This is a genomic window from Caballeronia sp. SBC1 (assembly GCF_011493005.1).
Lineage (GTDB): Bacteria > Pseudomonadota > Gammaproteobacteria > Burkholderiales > Burkholderiaceae > Caballeronia.
Map to the genome: position 1 here is coordinate 34,262 of NZ_CP049157.1, position 22,536 is coordinate 56,797.

The 22,536-nt window shown below is 59.6% G+C and carries 20 protein-coding genes and 1 pseudogene; 12 read left to right on the forward strand and 9 right to left on the reverse strand.

Annotated features, from left to right (window positions below; all coding sequences use genetic code 11):
* Window positions 1–43: 43 nt before the first annotated feature.
* Window positions 44–1,120 carry an ABC transporter ATP-binding protein gene (locus SBC1_RS18100; protein ID WP_165101588.1) on the reverse strand — a complete coding sequence of 359 codons (1,077 nt, stop codon included), beginning with the start codon at window positions 1,118–1,120 and terminating at the stop codon, window positions 44–46.
* 102 nt (window positions 1,121–1,222) lie between these two features.
* Here SBC1_RS18100 and SBC1_RS18105 point away from each other — a divergent pair, with 102 nt between their 5' ends.
* Together SBC1_RS18105 and SBC1_RS18110 are read left to right on the forward strand one after the other, a co-directional pair.
* Window positions 1,223–2,194 carry a LysR family transcriptional regulator gene (locus SBC1_RS18105; RefSeq protein WP_165100170.1) on the forward strand — a complete coding sequence of 324 codons (972 nt, stop codon included), beginning with the start codon at window positions 1,223–1,225 and terminating at the stop codon, window positions 2,192–2,194.
* A gap of 631 nt (window positions 2,195–2,825) precedes the next feature.
* Complete coding sequence (locus SBC1_RS18110; RefSeq protein WP_165100167.1) at window positions 2,826–4,208, forward strand: sigma-54 dependent transcriptional regulator; 1,383 nt, start codon at window positions 2,826–2,828, stop codon at window positions 4,206–4,208.
* A 172-nt stretch (window positions 4,209–4,380) separates the two neighbouring features.
* On the opposite strand, the pseudogene mnmD reads toward SBC1_RS18110, so the two are convergent.
* A pseudogene (mnmD, locus tag SBC1_RS18115) lies at window positions 4,381–5,094 on the reverse strand (tRNA (5-methylaminomethyl-2-thiouridine)(34)-methyltransferase MnmD); the annotation flags it as partial.
* A gap of 285 nt (window positions 5,095–5,379) precedes the next feature.
* On the opposite strand from mnmD, the gene SBC1_RS18120 reads away from it, so the two are divergent.
* From SBC1_RS18120 to SBC1_RS18135, 4 genes are all read left to right on the forward strand, one after another.
* Window positions 5,380–5,961 (forward strand): DJ-1/PfpI family protein, encoded by a 582-nt coding sequence (locus tag SBC1_RS18120; RefSeq protein ID WP_165100158.1) that lies wholly within the window; start codon window positions 5,380–5,382, stop codon window positions 5,959–5,961.
* A 513-nt stretch (window positions 5,962–6,474) separates the two neighbouring features.
* Window positions 6,475–6,873 carry a ProQ/FinO family protein gene (locus SBC1_RS39920; protein WP_241202171.1) on the forward strand — a complete coding sequence of 133 codons (399 nt, stop codon included), beginning with the start codon at window positions 6,475–6,477 and terminating at the stop codon, window positions 6,871–6,873.
* A gap of 809 nt (window positions 6,874–7,682) precedes the next feature.
* Window positions 7,683–8,327 (forward strand): GntR family transcriptional regulator, encoded by a 645-nt coding sequence (locus SBC1_RS18130; protein ID WP_241202170.1) that lies wholly within the window; start codon window positions 7,683–7,685, stop codon window positions 8,325–8,327.
* A 75-nt stretch (window positions 8,328–8,402) separates the two neighbouring features.
* On the forward strand, window positions 8,403–9,257 hold the full coding sequence (locus tag SBC1_RS18135) for a DUF1989 domain-containing protein (RefSeq protein WP_165100146.1): 855 nt from the start codon (window positions 8,403–8,405) through the stop codon (window positions 9,255–9,257).
* A 93-nt stretch (window positions 9,258–9,350) separates the two neighbouring features.
* Here SBC1_RS18135 and SBC1_RS39635 read toward each other — a convergent pair whose 3' ends face one another.
* Together SBC1_RS39635 and SBC1_RS18140 are read right to left on the reverse strand one after the other, a co-directional pair.
* A complete protein-coding gene (locus tag SBC1_RS39635; protein WP_206366085.1) occupies window positions 9,351–9,455 on the reverse strand; it encodes a potassium ABC transporter ATPase in 105 nt (34 codons plus the stop codon).
* A gap of 134 nt (window positions 9,456–9,589) precedes the next feature.
* Window positions 9,590–10,522, reverse strand: coding sequence for a DUF4148 domain-containing protein (locus SBC1_RS18140; protein ID WP_165100140.1), 933 nt, complete (start codon window positions 10,520–10,522; stop codon window positions 9,590–9,592).
* Between the two features lie 617 nt (window positions 10,523–11,139).
* Between SBC1_RS18140 and SBC1_RS18145 the strand changes: the two genes are divergently transcribed.
* Window positions 11,140–11,763, forward strand: coding sequence for an ABC transporter ATP-binding protein (locus SBC1_RS18145; protein ID WP_165100137.1), 624 nt, complete (start codon window positions 11,140–11,142; stop codon window positions 11,761–11,763).
* 16 nt (window positions 11,764–11,779) lie between these two features.
* Here the strand turns inward: SBC1_RS18145 and SBC1_RS18150 are convergent, their stop codons facing one another.
* The gene (locus SBC1_RS18150; protein ID WP_241202280.1) at window positions 11,780–12,499 is read right to left on the reverse strand and encodes a DUF2182 domain-containing protein; all 720 of its coding nucleotides are present in this window, start codon (window positions 12,497–12,499) and stop codon (window positions 11,780–11,782) included.
* Between SBC1_RS18150 and SBC1_RS39925 the strand changes: the two genes are divergently transcribed.
* On the forward strand, window positions 12,390–12,671 hold the full coding sequence (locus SBC1_RS39925) for a hypothetical protein (RefSeq protein WP_241202293.1): 282 nt from the start codon (window positions 12,390–12,392) through the stop codon (window positions 12,669–12,671). The two genes, SBC1_RS18150 and SBC1_RS39925, sit on opposite strands and share 110 nt — an antisense overlap.
* On the opposite strand, the gene SBC1_RS18155 is transcribed toward SBC1_RS39925, so the two are convergent.
* A complete protein-coding gene (locus SBC1_RS18155) occupies window positions 12,647–13,417 on the reverse strand; it encodes a DUF899 domain-containing protein (RefSeq protein WP_206366122.1) in 771 nt (256 codons plus the stop codon). The genes SBC1_RS39925 and SBC1_RS18155 overlap by 25 nt on opposite strands.
* A 127-nt stretch (window positions 13,418–13,544) precedes the next feature.
* Between SBC1_RS18155 and SBC1_RS18160 the strand changes: the two genes are divergently transcribed.
* Window positions 13,545–14,765 (forward strand): helix-turn-helix domain-containing protein, encoded by a 1,221-nt coding sequence (locus tag SBC1_RS18160; protein ID WP_165100121.1) that lies wholly within the window; start codon window positions 13,545–13,547, stop codon window positions 14,763–14,765.
* Window positions 14,766–14,774: 9 nt separating this feature from the next.
* Window positions 14,775–15,461 (forward strand): glutaminyl-peptide cyclotransferase, encoded by a 687-nt coding sequence (locus SBC1_RS18165; protein ID WP_165100118.1) that lies wholly within the window; start codon window positions 14,775–14,777, stop codon window positions 15,459–15,461.
* A gap of 160 nt (window positions 15,462–15,621) precedes the next feature.
* On the opposite strand, the gene SBC1_RS18170 is transcribed toward SBC1_RS18165, so the two are convergent.
* Window positions 15,622–15,891: a hypothetical protein gene (locus SBC1_RS18170; RefSeq protein ID WP_165100113.1), complete on the reverse strand. Its 270-nt coding sequence runs from the start codon at window positions 15,889–15,891 to the stop codon at window positions 15,622–15,624.
* A 631-nt stretch (window positions 15,892–16,522) separates the two neighbouring features.
* Here SBC1_RS18170 and SBC1_RS18175 point away from each other — a divergent pair.
* On the forward strand, window positions 16,523–18,319 hold the full coding sequence (locus tag SBC1_RS18175) for a hybrid sensor histidine kinase/response regulator (protein WP_165100110.1): 1,797 nt from the start codon (window positions 16,523–16,525) through the stop codon (window positions 18,317–18,319).
* A 636-nt stretch (window positions 18,320–18,955) separates the two neighbouring features.
* On the forward strand, window positions 18,956–20,254 hold the full coding sequence (locus SBC1_RS18180; protein ID WP_165100107.1) for a hybrid sensor histidine kinase/response regulator: 1,299 nt from the start codon (window positions 18,956–18,958) through the stop codon (window positions 20,252–20,254).
* Here SBC1_RS18180 and SBC1_RS18185 read toward each other — a convergent pair.
* Both SBC1_RS18185 and SBC1_RS18190 read right to left on the reverse strand, forming a co-directional pair.
* On the reverse strand, window positions 20,196–20,945 hold the full coding sequence (locus SBC1_RS18185; RefSeq protein ID WP_165100104.1) for a response regulator transcription factor: 750 nt from the start codon (window positions 20,943–20,945) through the stop codon (window positions 20,196–20,198). The genes SBC1_RS18180 and SBC1_RS18185 overlap by 59 nt on opposite strands.
* Window positions 20,946–21,385: 440 nt before the next feature.
* Complete coding sequence (locus SBC1_RS18190; RefSeq protein WP_241202169.1) at window positions 21,386–22,525, reverse strand: serine hydrolase; 1,140 nt, start codon at window positions 22,523–22,525, stop codon at window positions 21,386–21,388.
* Window positions 22,526–22,536: the final 11 nt, after the last annotated feature.

Here is a 22,536-nt window from a genome sequence, read left to right on the forward strand (position 1 = left end):
GTGATTGCCCGCCTTCACGGACATACGACACGCCAATAAAAATTCAGGCCGGCACGACGATGGTGTCCTGCGGATCGAGCAAGACCGTCATCTCGGCGCCGGGTGCGGGAATGCGTTGTCGCGCGTCGTGGCTGCCGGGCTGCCTGAGGCTGATCGGCGTGCCGTCAGCAAGCGTGGCGAACACCCGCAGGCTCTCGCCCTGGTACAGCACCTCACTGACGCGGCACACCAGCTTGTTCACTCCAGCCCTTTCATGCCCGCCGTCAATCACCAGCTTTTCGGTCTGCACCGCCAGCAAAAGCTTCTCTCCGGGCGGCAACGGATGCGCCGTTCGCAGAACAACGCCGCCGAGCATCACGGCGTCATCTCCTGCCCGGGTCACGCTGAGCAGCGTCGCCTCGCCAATGAAACTCGCCACGAATGCGTCGCACGGGCGGTCATAAAGGCGCTCCGGCGTATCGATCTGGACCATCCGGCCATTGCGCAGCACGGCCACGCGGTCGCTCATGGTGAGCGCCTCGCGCTGGTCGTGAGTGACATAGACAATCGTCGCTTCCAGCTTCCTGTGCAAGCGGCGCAATTCAATCTGCATGGTCTCGCGCAACTGTTTGTCCAGTGCGGACAGCGGTTCATCCATCAGGATCAGTTGCGGCTCGAAGACCATTGCGCGAGCCAGCGCCACGCGCTGTCGCTGGCCACCTGACAACTGGGCAACACCCCGGCTTTCATAACCGCCCAACTCGACCATTGCCAGCGCATCCGAGACCTTGCGAGCCCAGCCCGCTTTCGGCTGGCGCCGGGCGCGAAGCGGGAACGCGACGTTCTCGCCGACCGTCATATGCGGGAACAGCGCGTAGTTCTGGAAGACAATGCCGATGTCGCGCTTGTGCGGCGGCGCGTATGTAATATCCCGCTCCCCGACCCATACCGCGCCGGAGGTCGGCTGAACGAAGCCGCCCAGAATGCCGAGCAACGTGGTCTTGCCCGAACCCGAAGGCCCGAGCAGAGAGACAAATTCGCCGGGCGCAATATCGAGCGACACGTCGTCCAGAGCGACCACGGAGCCGTAGCGCTTTGTGGCCGACCGGATCGATACACCTGCTTTCGCCCTTGCATCCATACCCTGTTTTCTCGCCATGTAAGTCTTCGGTTGATCAAAATATACGGCGCGTTTTTATTGGCGGCAATTCCCGAATTGTTGGATCAGGCATAACATGAGGTCATGCCTAATCTACGCAAGAAACTGCCGAGCGCGAATGCGCTGTTTGTCTTTGAAGCCGCCGCCCGCTGCGGTAACTTTACTCGCGCGGCGCAGGAGCTATACGTGAGCCAGCCCGCCGTCAGCCGGATGCTGGCGCGCATGGAAGATCATCTGGGCGTGCGTTTGTTCGAGCGCGTGCGCGGCGGCATCGAGCTGACGGAGAACGGCCGGATTCTCTACCGGAAGATATCCGAGGGTTTTAGCGGGATTGAAGGTGCGATCCGCGAGATCGAGGCGCGCGCGACCGGGGTGGAGTCGGTGACGTTATCGGTATCGACTGCATTCACCACGCATTGGCTGATGCCACGCATGAACCGGCTCAACCAGGCATTTCCTTCCGTCGACCTGCGCTTTCAACTGATTTCCGGGCGCATTGGCGGACCGCTTGTTGACGTCGATCTTGGCATGCGCTTCATGACGCAGGACGAGATAGGCGCGAACAGCGTGCTGGTGATGCCTGAAGTGCTGCTGCCGGTGTGCAACCGCCGGTATCACGAGCAGGCGCTGCTGGACGAGGCCGGCACGCATGGAGACACCGTGATCGTCATGGACGATGGCGAGCGTGGCTGGCATGACCGCTTCAGCGCGTTTGGCCAACACAAGCGGCGTGCGGCCAGCATGCTGAGCTTCAACGACTACGCCATCGTTGTGCAAGCCGCGCTGCTCGGGCAAGGAATCGCGCTTGGCTGGCTCAACGTTGTCTCGCACTGGTTGGCGGAAGGCGCGTTGCTGCCGGCCGAGCAGGAGTTGCTCGTGACCAGCAGGCGGTGTTGTCTGGTATCGCCAGAAAGCCGGCCGATGCGTCCGGTGGTCGAAGCGATCCGCGACTGGATTGTCGAGGAGACGCGTGCGGACATGCGCACTGTCGACCAAGCCTATCCCGCCCTTGGAATTCGCGATGCCCTCAAAGGCTCAGGGCTCGTGTTGGGCTGACCTGGGGGATGACTTGAGGGTGACTCTGGGGATAACCCGATAGACCGGATGTAAGTCCAGGCCCCGCTGCGCCTGGGCTTTTATATGTTCATACAAATAATCAAGCTAAAGCGCCGTTTTCGTCCTAAATTAGTATTTGCCTCCATTGCGGATCACGAGGCCCGATAACGAACGCCTGATTCGAACTCGCTGGACGTGTTGCGTTCTTATAACAATCGAGCTTGGTCGATACCCGTAATGGGCGAACGTCAAATAACGTGAAATAATTAGTAATGGCGCCAAAAAACAAACGGACCGGCCACATGCGCAGATAACATGTGCCATCAAGAGCTATAAAGGCTTATTGCCGCAAAAGACGCCGGCGGGTGAGGACAAGACGCTTGTTACCTGGTTCTTACTTGATGCTCACCGGAAGATGGAATGCGAACTTCAAAACGGGGCTTTATGGCATGACCAGGACAACCGATCAACCTTCAATTCGTTCAAGTTTCCGCGTACTGAGTCGATATAACTAAAGCGCGTGCAGTTTTCGTGAGGGCGGCAACTGCAACTTATCGCCACGTGCCCAAAATGTGCTGACCCCGCAGCGTCTTGATAGCGGTGTTCGCTATAACTAACCGGTATGACTTTCATGGCTGATTCTCCATCGCTTCCCAGACATCTGTTTTATGTAGGCGATCCTTTGACGCTCGAACTTCGCTCGCTCCTGGATACGCGCGGCTGGACAGTCAAATCCCTGGAACTGGACCGTGAGCCGGGAAATTTTTCGTCGAAGCCTAGCGGCGGCTTACTCGATTTCTCGGCGCGAAATGTTCTTGCCAATCTGCGGTTGGCCGAAACCTGGCTATCGGTAAAATCAGTCGGTTGGTTAGCGCTCTTGTCGCCGGCGCAACTTGAAGACTCAACAATCCGGCGTCTCGTCCGGGATTTTTGCTTTGATTATGTAACGCTCCCCGCGTCGGGCGAGCGCATTTTGAACGCGCTGGGCCATGCTTACGGAATCGCCGCCTTGCATGGCGGAGGGGCACGCGACCCCGTCAATGTGAAGAGCGACAACAATGCCGAAGGTGACATGATCGGCTCATGCGACGCCATGCTTGCTCTCTTTCGCGCGATCCGCAAAGTGGCCATGACCGACGCGCCCGTGTTTATCTCCGGCGAATCGGGAACGGGTAAGGAGCTGACGGCGGTGGCCATTCACGCGCGCTCGGTGCGTCGCAACGAGCCGTTTGTCGCCATCAACTGTGGGGCCATTCCCGCGCATCTTTTGCAGTCCGAATTATTCGGTTATGAACGCGGCGCATTCACCGGTGCGAACCAGCGCAAGATCGGGCGCGTTGAAGCGGCGAACGGCGGCACGCTGTTCCTCGATGAGATAGGTGACTTGCCGCTGGAAAGTCAGGCGAGCCTGTTGCGTTTCCTTCAGGAGCGCAAGATCGAGCGCCTGGGCGGCCATGAGTCCACGGCCGTTGATGTGCGCATTGTCTCGGCCACGCACGTCGACATGCAGACGGCCATGGTTGAAGGCCGGTTTCGCTCCGACCTTTACCACCGCTTGTGCGTGCTGCAGATCGAGGAGCCGCCGTTGCGCTCGCGTGGCAAGGACATTGAATTGCTGGCCCGGCACATGCTGGATCGATTCGAGAAAGACGCTAGCCGGCGTATACGCGGTTTCGCCCCTGACGCTATCGCCGCGATCCATAACTATGGCTGGCCCGGTAATGTGCGAGAGCTGATCAACCGCGTGCGGCGCGCGATCGTGATGGCCGAAGGCCGGTTGATCGGCGCGCATGATCTCGAACTCGGCGAGTTTGCAGAATCCGTGCCCATGTCGCTTGCGCAGGCGCGTGAAGTGGGAGAACGGCAGGCGATTGAAATGGCCCTGCTGAGGAATCGCGGGCGCGTAGGCGATGCGGCGCGCGAACTCGGTGTGTCCCGTGTGACCCTGTACCGGATCTTGTCCGCCTACAACATGCGTGAGGCAGAAACACCGTCGGGTCTTGACTTGGACTAGTTCCTGCCTGTCGCGAGGACCATCGGAACAGCCGCGCCGGTAGCAGATCGTTCGTGTGCCAAACACAGGCCGGAGCGCCCTATGCTGGCGATCTGGGCGCGGGACAAAACCGTGCGCAATGCGATTTCACTCGCAATGCGCACGCCTTGTACGGCTCTCCACCCGCGTCTTAGCGTGACGCAATACGGCCCACGAGCATCGCGCGTTTCCAGCCAAAGCCTGCCACTTTCCGATATTCAAAACCGGCTTGCAACAGCGCGCGTTTCACATCGCCAGCGCTGGTGTAGGTGGAAAATGTCGTGTCGTCACCTGCCAGGGCGGCGAGTGAATTGAAGATCGCGGGCGTCCAGAGTTCAGGATTTTTCGCCGGCGCAAAACCATCGAGATAAAACGCATCCGCGCGCAATCGCAGTGCGGGCAGGACCTCCACCGCGTCGCCGAATATGAGCGTCAGCGTGACGCTGCCATCGTCGAAATCAAGCCGATGCGTGCCGGGTTCCAGCGCCGGCCAGGCCGCGGCGAGCGTGTCGGCTAGCGCAAGGACCCCTTCATCGTCCACGGTCACCGCATAGGCCCGACGCAGATCGTCTGTCGAAAACGGGTGCTTTTCGATGGATACAAAATGCAGCCGTTCGCTGCGCGCCGGATCGGCGCGCCACGCGGCCCACGTCGTCAGGAAATTGATGCCCATGCCAAAACCGGTTTCAAGCACGGTGAACGCTTGACGCCCTTGCCATCGTCCAGGCAAGCCATTGCCCTGCAAAAATACATGGTGCGACTGGGCAAGACTGCCCACGATGCTGTGATAGATATCGCCGTATTCTGGCGAATACGGCGACCCATTGGGGCGGAACGCAAGCGTGGCGGGAATCAGCGGATCGGTCATGCGGGTCGGATGTCAGGGAGGAACTGCAGGAATCATGTTTGACGAGCCCCGGCCGCGGGGTTGTAGTGCGGTCCGGTGAAGGTTCAGCACGTTAGCAAAAACGGCTGGCCTTAGGCGAAAAATACGCTAAAGAAAACCCTCGCCTCGGCTTGATGCTCAATCAGGATTTAATCGGCAGGCGGCAAAGCATCCCCGTTTTGCCATGAAGACAAGTTAAGATAAATCGAGTGGTTCCGGTTCGGCCGGGCCGCATTCGCGCGTGATTTTCTTTGACAGGAGAACAAGATGGCAGCCAAGAAGATCTTATTTCTGACCGGCGATTTCGCGGAAGATTATGAAACGATGGTGCCTTTCCAGGCGCTGCAGATGGTCGGCCATACGGTCCATGCCGTGTGCCCTGGAAAGAAAAGCGGAGACAAGATCAAGACCGCGATTCACGACTTCGAGGGCGACCAGACTTACACCGAAAAACCGGGTCATCTGTTCGCGCTTAACGCGAATTTCGATGACGTCGATGTCACCCATTACGACGCGCTGATGATCGCCGGTGGCCGTGCGCCAGAATACCTGCGACTGAACAAACGGGTGATCGAAATCGTACGGCAGTTCGCTGCCGCCGAAAAACCGATTGCCGCGGTCTGTCATGGCGCGCAGTTGCTGGCAGCAGCCGACGTAATACGCGGCAAGCGGATTTCCGCGTACCCCGCTTGCGCGCCGGAAGTCCAGTTGGCCGGCGCCGACTACGCGGATATTGAAGTGGACAGCGCAGTCACCGACGGCAATTTCATAACGGCTCCGGCGTGGCCCGCTCATCCGCAATGGCTGGGCCAGTTCCTCGCCCGGCTTGGAACTGAAATCTCACTCTGAGCGATTGCGGCGATTGCTATAGTTGCACGGCGGCTGACGTTTGCGGGGCTTGGTTGGAGGGCTTTGACAGCCTTCCTGGAATGTGGATGCCAATAGATGCGCCCCGCTATTTATCGGTGTTTGGCGGCTGCTTTCGGGCGGTTGCCGGCGTCGACAGGTATCGCAATTGCCTGAGGAATTGCCCCGCCCGCCCCGGCTGCCGAACGCCGGGCGCGGCGGGCTGCTAGAATTGATGTTTTACTTGCCTGGTCATGTGCTATGGGCTTTGAACAGCTCGCTGTATTGAAACAACAACTCGAGAAAGAGCAACAGGCGAAACGGGCGCAGTCCAAGCCCGTGGCGAAGCCTGCGCATAAGCATGCTTCTAAGCCCGCGTCTAAGCCGGCTTCGCAGCCCGCTTCTCAGCCCTCTGCTCCGGTCTCGAAGCCCGTCGCCAGGCCGCCGCGCCCCCCTCGGCCAGCGGCCCGGCCTGCTGCTCCTGTCGCGGTCAGGTCGAAACCCGTGGACCCCGTGGTGTTGACTATTGGGAAGCTGCAAAAGCGGTTTCCTAAGGCGTTCCCGAAGAACCCATCGCCGAAGGTGCCGCTGAAGATCGGAATTTTCGAAGATCTTCTCGCGCACGCTGCGGAGTTGGCGCTGACCGAGACGGAGTTGCGCGCCGCGATCAAGATCTGGTGCCGCGGCAGCCGTTACTGGACGTCGATGGTTGAAGGCGCGCTGCGGGTTGATCTAGCGGGTGAGGAAGCCGGCCGGGTATCGCCTGAAGACGGCGTCCGCGCAACGAAGCTGGAAGAAGGCCGACTGGCCAGAGTCGCTTCGAAGGCGGCGGCACCTGAAAAGGCAGCGGTTGCGGAGAACGCAGCAGTTGTCGAGAAGGCACCTGTTTCGGACGGCGAGAAGGTTGCCGGATAGGAGTGCGTTGGGGCAGATGGTTGGCGGCGGGTCCGCAGCCTTTGCCCCGCGCTCTGCGCTACAACCGCCCGGCCGACACAGCATGAACACGTCGGCCGAATCCACAAGGAAACGGAAGCATTGCCACGACGGTACGGGCACTGTTGCCTCGTCTCTACGTTTCTCGGTATTGTCCATATCCCCGGGGCAGAAGCAGCTCGAATGCCTGCCGTTCAGCGCGAGATCCCCGACCACGCGTACGACTTCCGAGGGGGTAAGCATAGCCCCTTCGTGGCGCAAACCACCCTCCCGCGTCTTCCCCGCCAAGGCGCCCAAATCCGCACGATCACTGATCCCGTTACAAAGGGAATGACTGTCTACTCCGTCATCGCGCAAATCCCGACCGGCCCCTTCCACGCACGGCAAAAGCCGCCCGCTGTCAGATACCCGGCACGTCCTAAGCAAGAGTTTTCGTCAAAATTCGTCGCAATCGTTACGATCCCCAGTGAGCGTTGAATGCGCGATTCTTTGCTCTCGCGAGTACTTCCCAGGCCACCGCAGACACCCTCGGTTCGACGTTTCACAAAGTATTGACATCTTTATTTTGTTGAACAACATTACTTAAATTGTTCAACAATTTGAATTATCAAGAACGAACCTTTCCACAGAAAGGGGAACGTCCATGCATGCATATCGCCCGTCCTTCTCGCCGTGCCGCATTCTGATTGGCGGCCTCGCGGGTCTGATGCCGCTGGTTCTGCAGGCCCTCCAGCTCGCATGACCCAGTCCGCTGCCATGTCCGTCCTCCCGCCGTCGCCAAGTACAAGACCGTGACCGAGCACATTGAAGAAGAGTCCGTGACCGAACGCATTGTCACGCAGATTCGCGACAGGATCATCTGTGGTGACCTGGCTCCGGGCACGCCGCTCACCGAAGCCGACCTCACGAAGGCGTACGACGTCTCGCGCAATACGCTTCGCGAGGGGCTGCGGCAGGTTTGCCGTGAAGGTTTGGCGGTGCACTACCGGCATCGCGGCGTGGTGGTGCGCGCACTTACACGCACTGACGTGCGCGACATTTTCCGGGTTCGACGCACGCTGGAACTGCAGGCGCTTGCGCTGCCGGGAAAGACTGACCCGGCTGTGCTGCACGTCATGGCCGCCGCGTGCGATGCCGCTGCGCAAGCCGCGTCGCAAGAAGACTGGCGAAGCGTGGGCACGCATAGCCTTCGTTTTCATCAGCACGTTGTAGAGATGATCGGCAGCGCGTTGCTCGATCAATTCTTCCGCACGATTCTCGCGCAGTTGCGTTTGCTGTTCTCCGCCGCTCCCGACGAGCGGCGTTTCCAGTTGCCGTGGATCGAGCGCGACCGGGAACTCTACGACCTGATCGTGGCCGGAGAACACAAGCGAGCGAGCAAGAAACTTTCCGACTACCTGGACCGTTCGGAAGAAGCGCTGATCGACCTTCTCTGAACCGCTTCTTTCCGGGGCCCCTTTCTCGAGCGAGGCCTGGTGCCTTGCATCGATTCATTCAGGAGATCTAAGACCATGTTGAACTATCCTGCCGCTTATCAGGTAACCGAGGGTTCCGCACTCGAAGTCAACCGGGACTTTTATACGCGCGTTGCCTCCGCGCATGAAACGCGCACGCTGGTGGATTCGGCGGTTGTGCCGATCCGCTCCGGCTATGCGTGGAAGGTGCCGGCCGGACATGTGTTCCGGATCGTGACCATAGAAGGCCCGCAGGTCGCGGACCTCAACATCTGGAATCAGCATAATCCGCGCGAGCGCTTCTGGGCATCACGTACACGCCAGTTGCAGCAGGCCCATGTCAGCACATTCGACCGACTGTGGTCGACCCTGCCCTATCTCCGTCCGCTCGTGACAATCACCGACGACAGCCTGGCCAACTACGGAGTCGATGAACATGGCGGTCGCGTTCACGACCTGCTGGGCACGCGATGCGATCCGTATGTGAACCGGATGCTGACCGGCGAAGATTTCGATTTCCATTGCCATTCGAACCTGACACGCGCGATCGCACCGTACGGCCTCACCGAATTCGATGTGCATGACGTACTGAACGTGTTCCAGTGCACCGGGCTCAATCTGAACGATCAGTATTTCATGAAGGCGTGCCCGGCGAAGAAAGGCGACTACCTGGAGTTCTTCGCGGAAATCGATCTGCTGTGCGCGTTGTCCACCTGTCCTGGTGGAGATTTGTCCTTGCCAATGTGGGGTCCCGACGCGCGCGATCCGCTCGAAGTTTGCCGGCCGCTCGGTGTCGAGGTATATCGGCTTCAACCCCAGATGCTCGATGGATGGAGTTCACCGGAGGCGCCGCCTTATCGTGGTCTGCACGGAATGCGGCTCGATACGTCAGGTCGCGGCGGCTGTTGCTGACGGCCGTGTTGCGGATTCCTCTGCATAGATGTAGATGACGCCATCGGGCAAGACGCTCGATGGCACTGGTTATCTGCAAATGCGCCACCCCATCTACTCACGATGATGCGACGTGCGGCGCAGCTTGTCGCAGCCAATTGCCATACCGAACGAAATTGCGCAGAAGGCGATGATTGCGCCGATGAAAAGCAGGTCCATGATTTGTCTCCTGACAGATTGATTGGTCTTTGTATTTAAGACTAGGCAAGGACCAGTCAATGGCGCATTAATAGATCGCCAGGACCCGTCAAAAAAGACTAAACGCAGCGTGAACGGGTCGCCGCACGGCTCGGTTACCAGCGGTCAATTTCCGTCTTGGTACTGCTCGGCAAGCCACCCGGTCCGGCAGGATCGGGGTTGCCAAAACGCGGCAACGACCCGTCCGTACGAGCGCGATCGAGTTCGGCGCGCACTTGTGCACGGGTCTTTGGAGCTTGATCGGATTGCACTGGAAGCGGCTTTGGCGGGAGAGGCTGGACTGGCGGAAGCGCTTCTTCCATCGGCGGCGTTGGGCGTATCAGCGCGGGCCGTGGCGGCGTGCTGGCTACGGTTGGCGCCACAGCAGGCACTCCCCCTGGCAAACTCGAATCTGTCCTCCCGATGCCCAGGGCCGGACTTGCTGCCTCGGCATGTACACCGCCGTTGGATGCGGCTTTGATCCGAGGATCACCCATGATCCGCAGGCGACGAGACGTACTGATCGTATGTTCGCGAACGGAGAATGCGCTCTCATGCGAATGTTCGGTTCTCGCAGGAAAACGCGTTCTGGACTGAGCCGGCTTGGCTGTGTTCTGCGGGTTGTCAGGCGGCGCAACCTGAGGCACGGTGTCAACTTTTTCCTCGCGCGCCTGCAACTCTTTCTGGAGTGTCAACGCGCGGCTGTCGTCCTTGTGAAGCGTTTGCACCGCCCCCAGCAATACCTTGGCGGACGCAAGATCATTACGTTTCAGGCTGTCCCTAATCGCCTGAAGAATGTGGGAGATATCGTCGGAATGATTACTTGCAGAGGCCGGGTTTGATCTCTGGAGTTCGCCCGAACCATTGTCCAGTTCGCCGGACATGGAGGTGCCATCGCGATCCGAGCCTGATTGCGCCGCCGGTATTTTGTCCTCGTCTGACCGCATCACAGATGCACCGATTACCAGTGCACCGAGAACGAGGCCCGCGAGGAGTGTCCTCTTGGGGTTGCTCATCATAAAGTCTATCCCGTAGCTTGAAATGCGCATCCCAACACGCGGGTAACATCTGAGCGACTTTCACTCGGCAATGGGTGAGTAGCATGTATAGACGCAGCATAAAAAGGACCGCGAACGAAATGCGGCTCCCCCGTAAATAAGCTACGCGCTCAGACGTAAGATTGGATGCGCCAATTCATAGCCGATATCCGCCAAAATCGCTATTTTTGTATGCCTCCCAACAGGGCTCGTTCGCCACACGGTTTAATCGGAGGATTACGGGCTTTCCAGATTTGAATCGCTTTGGGCTGACAGAGGGACGATACGAATGAATGAGGTCAAAAGGCCCGGGTGACCTGATGCAGGACAGCCAGACACGGCGATTGGTTGTGCCAAGCACGTTCAATGGACCTGTTAGTTAACATCCGAGTCCTAACGACTTTCATATTCGAATAGAGCGTTGAATGCCCGGCTCTAACTTACCCGATTGTGAGTCGCCAGCGCGTGTGATTCACAGGCCCACCGGCTTGTCCGTCCAAGCGCGCCTGCGTGCGCTGCTACACTTGCCGCAGTGTCAATTTCCGCACAATTCTTGCCGCCCGGCACGATGCCAACCGGTATCTGCTAAAGTCGCGCGGCCACTCTCCTTCTGACAAAGTCTGTAACCCATGCTTCGATTCGAGAACCTCTGCAAACGTTACGACGAGCGCATTATCTTCCAGGGACTGCGTTATAGCGCCGGCGCTGGATGCGTGGCGCTGAACGATGAAACCGGCAGCGGCAAATCCACCTTGCTTGGTATCGTCGCCGGTGAGATCGAACCTGATCAGGGCGAGGTGTGGATAGACGGACACTCGCTGCGTAGCGCCCCGCTCGAGGCAAAGTCCCTGCTTGCGTACGTGCCGGATGACTGCATGCCGTACTCGCTGCAGACCGGTCGCGAGTATCTGGAGCTAGTGGCATCGAACAGAAAAACAGCTGTCAACAGCCCGACGCTCGACTTGGCCGACCGCTTTGGCTTGACGCCACATCTGGAGAAGCGTTTCGAGCAAATGTCGTTCGGTACTCGAAAGAAAGTTTTCCTGACGGCGGCGGCGCTGGGTGATGTGAAGGTCGTTATAGCAGATGAGCCAGCCGCTGGCCTCGATGCCCCCGCGCGCGCTGTTCTGATTGATTTGTTCAAGGAGTTGGGCGAAAACCGGACGGTTTTCTTTTCGAGTTATGACGTGGAATTTACCCAGGCTTGCAGCGCGAAAGTGATCAGTTTTGCTGAGCTTGCCGTGGGGGTGTAAGCGAAAGCTTAACGCTTCATCCAAGCCCCATTGCTCGCACGATCAGCACCAACCCCGCCACGACGACGACGGCTCCAATAGCTCTCGCCAAGCGCTCGCCACCCGGTGCGAGACGTTCGACGGTGATCGCTGCCGTCACGGCGGCCATCACGCGCAGATCCATGACGCCAATCACGAGAAGGACCGCCGTCAGGCCGGCGCAGCAAGTGCAGCAGTGAAGACCAAGACGTAGGCCATGTCGCCAGGCGGTGCCTGCGTCTGCCTGCAATACCTGCATCTGCAACACACAGCCATACCCCGTCGTAGCCCGGCAGCAGGCAAGGTGATGCGCTTTCCAAGCCGTGAACTGAAGCGCGCCAGCGATCAGGACGATCGCGCCAGACGCGATCGGAACCGTGCGCGCGAGCCCTGGAAACTGCATCTCGAGCGCCGCCAGCGCGCTGCCCAGCGCGAAGGCGGCCATTCCAAACACGGCCCACACCATGAAGTACCCAACGCCCACCAACGCGGTCAGCCGATCCAGTCCTGTGCCACTTGTACCGCCTGTCCTGCCAACGGCCTGACGGTAGCGCCACAGCATGGGCGCGAGGGATGGCAACATCATCGCTACCATCATCGCGACCCACATGCCGACGAACGACGCCGCGGTGCCGGCCCACGTCTGTCCGCACATCCGCATCCACGCCATCGACATCGTCCAGCCGCCGGGCATCGGCATCTCGCCCATTGCCGACATGGACGCGCACCAGACGATCGTCACCGCCGCGCTGGCGGCGAAAAGCAGCGCCGAGACGCCGAAGAAGGCTCGCTGGGAAACTCGTTCGGAAACCATGCTTTGCGGCATCTTTGCCTCCTTTTTCGCAAACGAGACCCATCACGTGGTTCAGCGCTTGCCGTACTCGTCGTGACGTTTCCACCAGACACCTGTCTCGTTTCGCCCCTTGGGCGCTCGGTCGAGCCACTGGTACATGCCCCAGAGGCCGTCCACGCCGCGCGAGTAGGAGGAATACGTGTGATAGATGACGCCGTCCTCAAGCACGAACGCACTGACGCCAGGTCTCTCGCGTGCATACGTAGCGGTGTCGGTTCCAGACATGGCCGCGAACGTGGAGACTCCGTCGGGTGTCGTACGCGAGGGTATGTCGACGACAGGTGCCTCGCGAACGTAGTTGTATTCGACCGTCCCGTCACGTTGTTGCTGTTCGGTGAGCGAGATGTTGAAGTCGAAGTTGAAGTCGCTGCCGAACGAGGACGCCCAGGGAAACGTCCACCCCATCCGACGCTGGTACGTCTGCAACTTCGCGAGCGGCGCCCGAGACACAGCCGAAAGCGTCACGTCGTGGTTCGCAAGGTGCACCACGACACCTTCGAAACCGTCCGCGATCGACGAGCAGGACGGGCATCCCGCCGTGTAGTCGGGCCCGAACATGAAGTGATAGACGAGGAGCTGGGAGCGCCCACGGAAGAGGTCTGCCAGCGAGGCGCTCCCTTCATGGGTCTCGAACCGGTAGTCCTTGTCGACGCGAACCCACGGCAACGCTTGACGTTGCCGCGCCAGATCGTCCCCGCGCCGTGTGTGCTCCTTCTCCGCCTTGAGCAACTCGAGCCGTGCTGCCAACCATTCTTCACGTGTCCCGGTCAGGTGTTTCGTCATCATCCTTGCCTCCGTTAGGTGTTCTCCGTCGTTCGCCCAACTCACGATCCGACATGCGGGTTGGTGATAGATTAGTACCGGGCATCGAACGATGGGAGTGACAAGTGTGGCGGGATTCGAATAGAGCATGGACCCACTAATTGCGGTCGCGGCGCATGCGCTCGCCGCGGGCGACCCTCTCGGCGCGCTGAACCGGATCGCCCTGCGCGACGACGCGCCCGCACTCGCGCTTCGAGGCATCGCGATGGCGCAGCTTGGCGACCTTGTTCGAGCAAAGGCTCTCATGCGAAGTGCCGCGCGCGCGTTCGGTCCGAAAGAAGCCGTGGCCCGCGCGAGGTGTGTCGTCGCCGAAGCTGAGATCGCGCTCGCCTCAAGAGACCTGAACTGGCCCGCGAAGACGCTCGACGCAGCGCGGGCGACACTCGAAGCACACGGCGACCGCGTGAACGCCGCGCATGCGCGGTATCTCGAGGTCCGCCGCCTCCTCTTGATCGGCCGTCTCGATGAGGCCGAGCGGACGCTCGCCGGGCTTGACCCCATGCCCTTCCCGCCCGCGTTGAGTGCCGCCCACGAGCTGGTCGTGGCAGGCATCGCGATTCGGCGCCTCCAGACACAGACAGCGCGTGCTGCGCTTGCCCGGGCCGAACGTGCCGCGCACCATGCGGGTATTCCTGCGCTTATCGCGGAGGTCGAAAGCGCGTCCCTAGTCCTGAATACGCCGGCCGCGCGACTGATTGCGGGTGGCGAGGAGCGACTTCTCCTGCTTGAGGGTGTCGAAGCATTACTCGCGTCTAAGGCGCTCGTCGTGGACGCATGCCGTCAGGTCGTACAGGACGCGGGAACGGTAGTCTCGCTCGCGAGGCGACCGGTGTTGTTCGCGCTCGCGCGCGCGCTGGGCGAAGCGTGGCCCGAAGACGTGCCGAGGGACACCCTCGTCGCGCGGGCATTCCGGGCGAAGCACGCCGATGAATCGCATCGCGTGCGCTTGCGCGTTGAAATCGGGCGGCTGCGCACGGTGCTTGGCACGCTGGCCGGCGTGAGCGCGACGAAGCGAGGATTTGCGCTAGTGCCGCGTGACGCACGCGAGGTCGTCGTGCTGGCGCGGCCCGTTGAAGACAAACATGCGGCGGTGCTAGTCTTTCTTGCCGATGGCGAGTCGTGGACGAGCTCGGCTCTCGCGCTTGTGCTTGGAGCCAGCCAGCGCACCGTGCAGCGCTCGCTCGACTCGCTTGCGGCAACAGGTAAAGTGCAGTCGTTTGGTCGCGGGCGAGCTCGTCGCTGGATGACACCGTCCGTGCCGGGATTCGCGACGAGCTTGTTACTCCCCACCTCACTAACCAGTGACTAGGATGACATCATGAAACGATCAGCTGCCGAAATCATTCGTGAATATGGGCCCTTTCCGGGGATCGATAGCGTACATGGGGTCACGTATGACGGTCAGCACGTGTGGTTCGGATCCGGAGACAAACTGAACGCCTTCGATCCGGCAAGCGGGAATCCGCTGCGATGGCTTGATGTCGCCGCCGATGCAGGAACCGCCTTCGATGGCCAGCACCTGTTCCAGATCGCCGGGGATCGCATCCAGAAGATCGATCCGATAACCGGCCAGGTGCTAGCCACGATCCCCGCGCCTGACGGCGGCGGTAATTCGGGCCTCACGTGGGCCGAAGGGACGCTCTGGGTGGGGCAGTATCGGAGCCGGAAAATTCACCAAGTCGATCCTCAAACGGGGGCGATTCTTCGCGTTATCGAGTCCAACCGCTTCGTCACCGGTGTCACCTGGGTTGACGGAGAGCTCTGGCACGGCACTTGGGAAAATGACGCTAGCGAGCTTAGGCGTGTCGATTCGCAAACGGGCGAGATCCTGGAGAGCCTTGAGATGCCGCCTGGAGCATTCGTGTCGGGGCTCGAGTCCGATGGCGGCGAGCAGTTCTTCTGCGGCAGCGCAAGCAGCGGAACGGTAAGAGCTGTTCGCCGCCCCCGGCGAGACTCCGCGGCCGGCAGCGACGCCGAGCTCCCTGTAGATTCCATTAGCGAATAATCGAAGCGGCCCAGCGCGCCGCGCGAGCAGGACAAACATGACGAAGTGGGCCACGGGTGTGTCGAACTCAGAGGGCGTTACCTCCATTCGTGAGACCACGCACTCCGTTCGAGAAAGACCTCCTGCCCTTCTTGCCCGCGCTGCGTCGCTAGTTGCCTCGCTAGCTACCTCCTCGATAAAGCTCACGCATCTGCGCTGCCTGGTCGCTATTCTGAAAATCTTCGAGCTCGCGTATCACTTGCGCCCGCGTTTTTCCAAGGGAAACGGGGGGTGCCGGTGTGACAGCCGGAGCCACGACCGATGGATCCTGCGGTGAGCTGCCAACCGCTACCGACTCGTTCTGATTGGTCGCTGATTGGGCGAAGCATCCGTCTGCTGCGACTCCAGCCATCAGGGCAAGACAGGCGGCGATCGATTGATGAAGTTTCATGAGCGTTCTCCTTTGGAGTTTAAGAGATCGGCCTGTGCATCGTCCGCCGACCGACAGCAGTCTTCGCACGAATCAAGGCTGGTTCCGCTCGGGCGACGGCCAGCCAGATCCCTGTGCGCTTGACGGATGCCTTGCAGCGTTGCTGTCATAGTCATTCTTGGTCGGACGACGGGCCGTCGCCACGCACATGCGTAGGCGACGGACAAATAACGCAGATGAAAGATGTATGCACTCCCGTTGGCGAATCCGGGCGACGTATCAGGTAGTCGCCTTCCATGACCTAGCGCCTTGCCAAACCGTCCCGCTGCAGGCACAAGGACACATCACGCTGCTGATACATTTGTGGCTGATGGCAAGAATCGCGACCTGTTATTCTGTTTCTATCGCACTGTGGCTACGCACGAGGGCGTTGTGCACCCATGACCACCGGCGCCGCTTTCGCGGGAATTTGCCGTCTTACTCCGTTAGACACATTCGGTGGGGACCTGTCTAACCCGTGGTGCGCCGATAAAGCCTCTCGATGTCGCGCACGATCCGCCCACGGCGGCTTTCCTGATCGAGCGGCCTTATGCGATCACCAGGTTTCGTAGTACGAAAGTTCAGGCCGGCGGCAATGGAGCGAGCGTTCCGTATGGACTATGCGCGTCGCTATGCGGGCCAACGCAGACTGGCCGGCGCCAGCCTCATACTGATATGGATCGTGGTTACTGCCCGTGATGGGTGGCTGCTGAACACGCTTGATCCCGGCACCCTCTTCCACGTTGGCTTAGTGCGACTTGCGGGAGCTGTGGGTATGGCTGTGCCAGTATGGTTGATGTGGGGACCACGCGCATTCGATGAACGCTGGGCCGTCAGGTTACTTTGTGTAGTGACGCTAAGCTGCTGGTTCGCCCTGCTGGGGTTGGTGTATGTCTATCCACCGGCCCGGATCGGACAGGAGATTTTCCCCGGCTTTTTTGTTGTCCTTTTTCTTATATTCACGTTGTTCCGACTTCGCGCAATCACGGCAGCATGGTTAGTCGGACTTTGCGTTGTAACCTACCATCTTGTAGAACTGTGCAATGACATCTGGGGTAATGGTTCCACGCCGGGGTCTCACTGGGTCACCCGTGGGGCCATGGTGTTTGTGATGTCTCTCGCTGGCATTGTCGTCTGCATTCAATTTGAACGCGCTGCCCGGCGCGAATTCGTGTTCCGGCGGACGTTGCGCGCGGCCAAGGCGCGCGTTGAAGCAGCGTCCCGGACTGTCAATCAGCAGAATGAACGGATGCGAGAATTCGTTAGAGAGAAGGAGCGGTTCTTTTCATCGGCCTACCACGACATCCAGCAGCCTCTTGCCGCGATCAACCTCTTTATCCGTAGCGCGCGGATAAAGCTCGAGGGTGAACACGCCGCAAGCCATGATCTCGACGTCATCGAGGAAACGGCACGCGACATCCTCGACATGTTCAAGGACGTTCAGGACTATAGCGAGCTAGGATCTTACATCCCGCGCATGGCGCCGGTTGATACGCAGGCCGTGCTAACGGAGGTCTTCGAGCAGTACCTTGAGCCGGCGAAGTCGCGGGGCATCGGATTGAGAATCAGCAGGCGTCAGCGCGCCCCGCCGCCCATTGAAAGCGATCGCTCCTTGTTCAAGCGGGCATTGTCCAATCTTGTATCGAATGCGATCAAGAACACCTGCGTGGGAGGTGTCGTCGTCGGCTGGGTACAGATCGGGGAACAGCTTCGCATCGATGTACGGGACACGGGTGTCGGTATCTCGCCGGTGCATCGGGATGCGATATTCGCCGAGTACTATCAGATCGACAACCCAGGTCGCGATCGCTCGAAAGGCCTGGGCCTCGGGCTGTCTATCGTCCACCGGGTTATTGGGATTCTGCCGAAGCACAGCATGAGTTTTTGGTCAGTCGAAGGGCGCGGGTCGCGCTTTTCCCTGTACGCTCCGCTGTCCAAAATGACGCCAGTCGTCGAAGCGGCCGCTCAAAAGAGCGACGCATCCACGTCCGTCCTCAAGGACAGATATGTCCTGCTGTGCGACGACGAACCGACCGTTCTCGAGGGCCTGCGCCGGTTGTTCTCGAGTGCTGGTGCATTGGTGGATAGCACCGAGTCGATGACCGGCATTGAAGCAATACTGGCTGAGGAGGGTCGCGTACCCGACATCATTGTCACCGATATTCGCCTGCGCGACGGGCAGACCGGCATCGAGGTTGCCAAACGGGTCAGGCGGCATTTCGCATGGGTAGGCGTGCTTCCCGTCGCGTTCATCACGGGCGAACTGGTCTCTCCTCATGCACTTCGCGATTTCGCAGAGCCGTTCGTGCTGTTGCGGAAGTCCTCCCCGCCGGAGAGCACGCTCGCTGAAGTTAGCCGGCTCATTGCCGACCGGCAGCCGACAGAGTTCGGTCACGTGCGGGATCCGTGACTGGCGCGACCGACCTCAAATAGAAGGATGTCCATCCGCCCACGACGGCTTTCTCGATCGAGCAGCCTTATGAGATCGTCAGGTTTCGTAGTACGCAAGTTCAGGTCGGCGGCAATGGAGCGTGCGTTCCGTTCAGACTATGCGCGTCGCTACGCAGATCAACGCAGGCTCGCCGGCGTCAGCCTCATACTGATATGGATCGCGTTTTTTTGCCGTGATTGGTGGTTGCTGAACACGCTTGATCCCAGCACCCTCTTTCACATTGTCCTCGTGCGGCTTGCAGGTGCCGTGTGCATGGCGGTGCCGGTATGGTTGATGTGGGGACCGCGCGCCTTTGATGAACGCCGGGCCGTCAGAATACTTTGTGTAGCAATACTGAGTTGTTGGTTCGCCCAATTGTGCTTGATGAACGTTTACCCGGCGACCCGGGTCTTCGAGGCACTTTTTCCCGAATTTTTTCTTCTTACTTTCCTGATATTCACATCGTTCCGACTTCGTGCAATCACGGCAGCGTGGTTGGTCGGACTATGCATTGTAAGCTTCCGTCTTGCCATTTACCTCTGGCTACGGGCTAATGTTTCCACGCCGGGGTTTCACTGGGTTTCCTGGGTTTCCCGTGGGAATACGGTGTCTCTCATGTATCTGGCTGGCATTGTCGTCTGCATTCAATTTGAACGCGCTGCCCGACGCGAATTCGTGTTCCGGCGGACGTTGCGCGCGGCCAAGGCGCGCGTTGAAGCAGCGTCCCGGACTGTCAATCAGCAGAATGAACGGATGCGAGAATTCGTTAGAGAGAAGGAGCGGTTCTTTTCATCGGCCTATCACGACATCCAGCAGCCTCTTGCCGCGATCAACCTCTTTATCCGTAGCGCGCGGATAAAGCTCGAAAGTGAACACGCCGCAAGCCATGATCTCGACGTCATCGAGGAAACGGCACGCGACATCCTCGACATGTTCACGGATATTCAGGACTATAGCGAACTAGGCTCAACCATCTTGCGCCTGTCGCCAGTTGATACGCAGACCGTGTTGACGGAAGTCTTCGAGCAATACCTTGAACCGGCGAAGTCGCGGGGCATCGAGTTGAGAATCAGCGGACGTCAGCGTCCCCCGCCGCCCATTGAAAGCGATCGCTCCTTGTTCAAGCGGGCATTGTCCAATCTTGTATCGAATGCGATCAAGAACACCTCCGTGGGGGGGGTCGTAGTTGGCTGGGCGCTGATTGGAGAGCGGCTTCGCATCGATGTATGGGACACGGGCGTCGGTATCTCGCCCGTGCATCGGGATGCGATATTCGCCGAGTACTATCAGATTAACAACCCTGGGCGCGATCGCTCGAAAGGCCTGGGACTTGGACTGTCTATCGTCCAAAGGGTTGTCGGAATTCTGCCGAAGCACAGTATGCGTTTCTCGTCGGTCGAAGGGCGTGGGTCGCGCTTTTCCCTGTATGCTCCGATGTCCAAAATGACACCCGTCATTGAGACGGACGATAGAAAGGACGGCGCATGCACGGCCGTCCTTAAGGGCAAATATATCCTGCTGTGCGACGACGAACCGACCGTTCTCGAGGGCCTGCGGCGCTTGTTTATCAGCGCTGGCGCACTGGTGGATACCGCCGAGTCCATGGCGGGATTTGAAGCGATTCTGGCCGATGACGGCCGCGTACCTGACATCATTGTCACCGATATCCGCCTGCGCGACGGCCAGACCGGCATCGAGGTTGCCGAACGGATCAGGCGGCATTTCGCATGGGCGGGCGTGCTTCCGGTCGCGTTCATCACGGGCGAACTGGTATCTCCCCGCGCACTTCGCGATTTCACCGAGCCGTTCGTGTTGTTGCGGAAGTCCTCCGCGCCGGAAAGCACGCTCGCTGAAGTTAGTTGTTTCGTTGCCGCCCACCAGCTGACAGGCTTCGGTCATGTGCGGGATCAGTGACTGGCGGTACACCGAGTTTGATCCCTCTATCCGCGAGCATGACGATGAGTTCCGTGCGGCGCCGCAGATTGAAATGCGCGAGCAGATGACTGACGTACTTCCGAACGGTAATGTCCTCGAGCCCCATTTTCAGGGCAATTGCCTTGGAGGGAAGCCCGCGCACCAGCCACGCCAATGTCTCGAACTCTCTGGGTGTGAGTCCCAGCTCGGACGCGTTACTCATTTCTGAATGATCGCTCGACCGCGCTTTCTCAGGTCCATTTGCCGGAGCCTCATCCGTGCCCATTTCACGCCTGAGCCTCGTAATGCAGGCGGCGGGCAGGAACACGCCCCCGGCAAGCACCGCGCTTATTGCTGCATGAAGCGCTTCAGGAGACGACGATTTAGGTACGTACCCCATAGCGCGAAGTTCGATGCATCGACTGATGGTTTCCACGCTCTCGTCGGCCGATATCACAATCACCGGTAACGATGGTCGCGACTCCTTCAATTCGGCAAGCACGTTGCAACCGTGGCCATCGGGAAGGTCGAGATCGAGAAAAACAATATTCAGGAGCTCGCCAAGCGCGTGATTCATGCCTTGCGACAACGTGCTCGCGTGCAATAACTCGATGTTCGGAAAGAGCTCTCTCAATAGCAGTGCCAATCCGGCTCTGAACAGCTCGTGATCATCGACGATCAGTACGCGCATTCCGTCGTCTCCCGGGACTACTTGCAAGGCGAGCTGAAATTGCACACAGCGGATGAAGCTACATCCATAGCAGTCATCCGCCGTGTGCAAATCAAATACTACACGCAGTGAACGTATGCGATGGACAGTGGCGGCTTTCGCCAGTCATTTTGACGACTCAAGCGTACATGCACACCCACCGTGCCTTGAAAACGGCCATGACAGCGGCAAACTGATCGGACCAGCGAATCGCGCAAAAACTGTGCCTGATCGCGTATTGTGGGGCAGCGACTGGGCACGTTCGACCGATCTACCATTCAACAGGATAACGAACGATAATCCCCGTATGGAGAGATCTATTCGAAAAACACGGGCGAACCGATGCAAAAAAATAACAGAGTGACGGTGAGAAATCCCGTATAGCGAATGCGCCGCACGTGAATCACGCGCCAACACGCACTTCACGCCCTGAGGTTGGGCAGCACAAAACGGCGCAGCACTGCGTCGGGCACTTGCCAGTCGTTTGGATCGTTGTAATTCCCGGCGGTGACAACCACCACGAGTTCGCGTGCCGGGATGATAGCCAGCAGCTGTCCACCATTACCGACAGCCATCACATAACGCTCGCCCCGAGTTCCCGTCTTGCTGGGATAGGCGATTTCGCCAACCCGCCACAGGTAGCCATATGACTGCCCGTCACGCACCGTAGCGGCAGGCGTGAAGCTCGCGTTGAGCCACGCTGTGGGCACGATCGTGCGGCCCTCCCATTGACCGCGGGCGAGCACCAGTTGTCCGACACGCGCGAGCTCACGTGGCGTCAGACGTAGCCCGGATGCGGCAATGGCCTCACCATCCGTGCCTTTCGCCCATGATGATTTGTCGATACCAAGCGGCTCGAAAAGAACCGAGCGCGCATAGTCCGCGAGCGGCTGCCCGGTGCCCTTCTCAATCAGACGGCCGATCAGCGCTACGGCGCCACCGCTGTAGATCCATACTTCGCCCGGCGCGGCAACAAACGGCCGTTCGAGCACGTATCGGAATCGATCCGGCGCGGCGTCCATTGCCGTCTCGCTGTTGGCGGGATCCATATAGGAAACATGCTCGTTCCATTGCATACCAAGCGTCATGGTTAACGCATTGGCGATAGTGAGCCTTGCCCGCTGCGGATCGCGCGCGAGATCCGGGTATTCGGGGAACTGCGCCAGGAGCGACTGGTTGGGCGGCGGGACGCGCTTGTCCGCGAGCGCAATGCCATAGAGCAACGACACCAGGCTCTTGGTGACAGAGCGCAGATCGTGTTGCGTATCGGGACCGAACACGACTTCCCCGGCCTGTTGTTCCCCCCGGGTTTCATCGAGACCCGTGAAATAGCGCTCAAACGCTATGTTCCCTTCATGCAGCACCACAATGCCGTGAAGATTTCGCAGAGAGGCGGTGGGACGAAATGCCTCGAAGCGGGCGTCCAAATCGGGTGCGAAACCGGAAGCTCCAGATGGCGTTGTTGCCCACGTGGCGGCTTCGACGAACGATTGCATCTGGCTCGCTATCAGTGCGGCTCCGGTGAGCTTGAGAAAATCGCGTCGGCTAAAAATCGTGGTCATCAGCGTCTCCT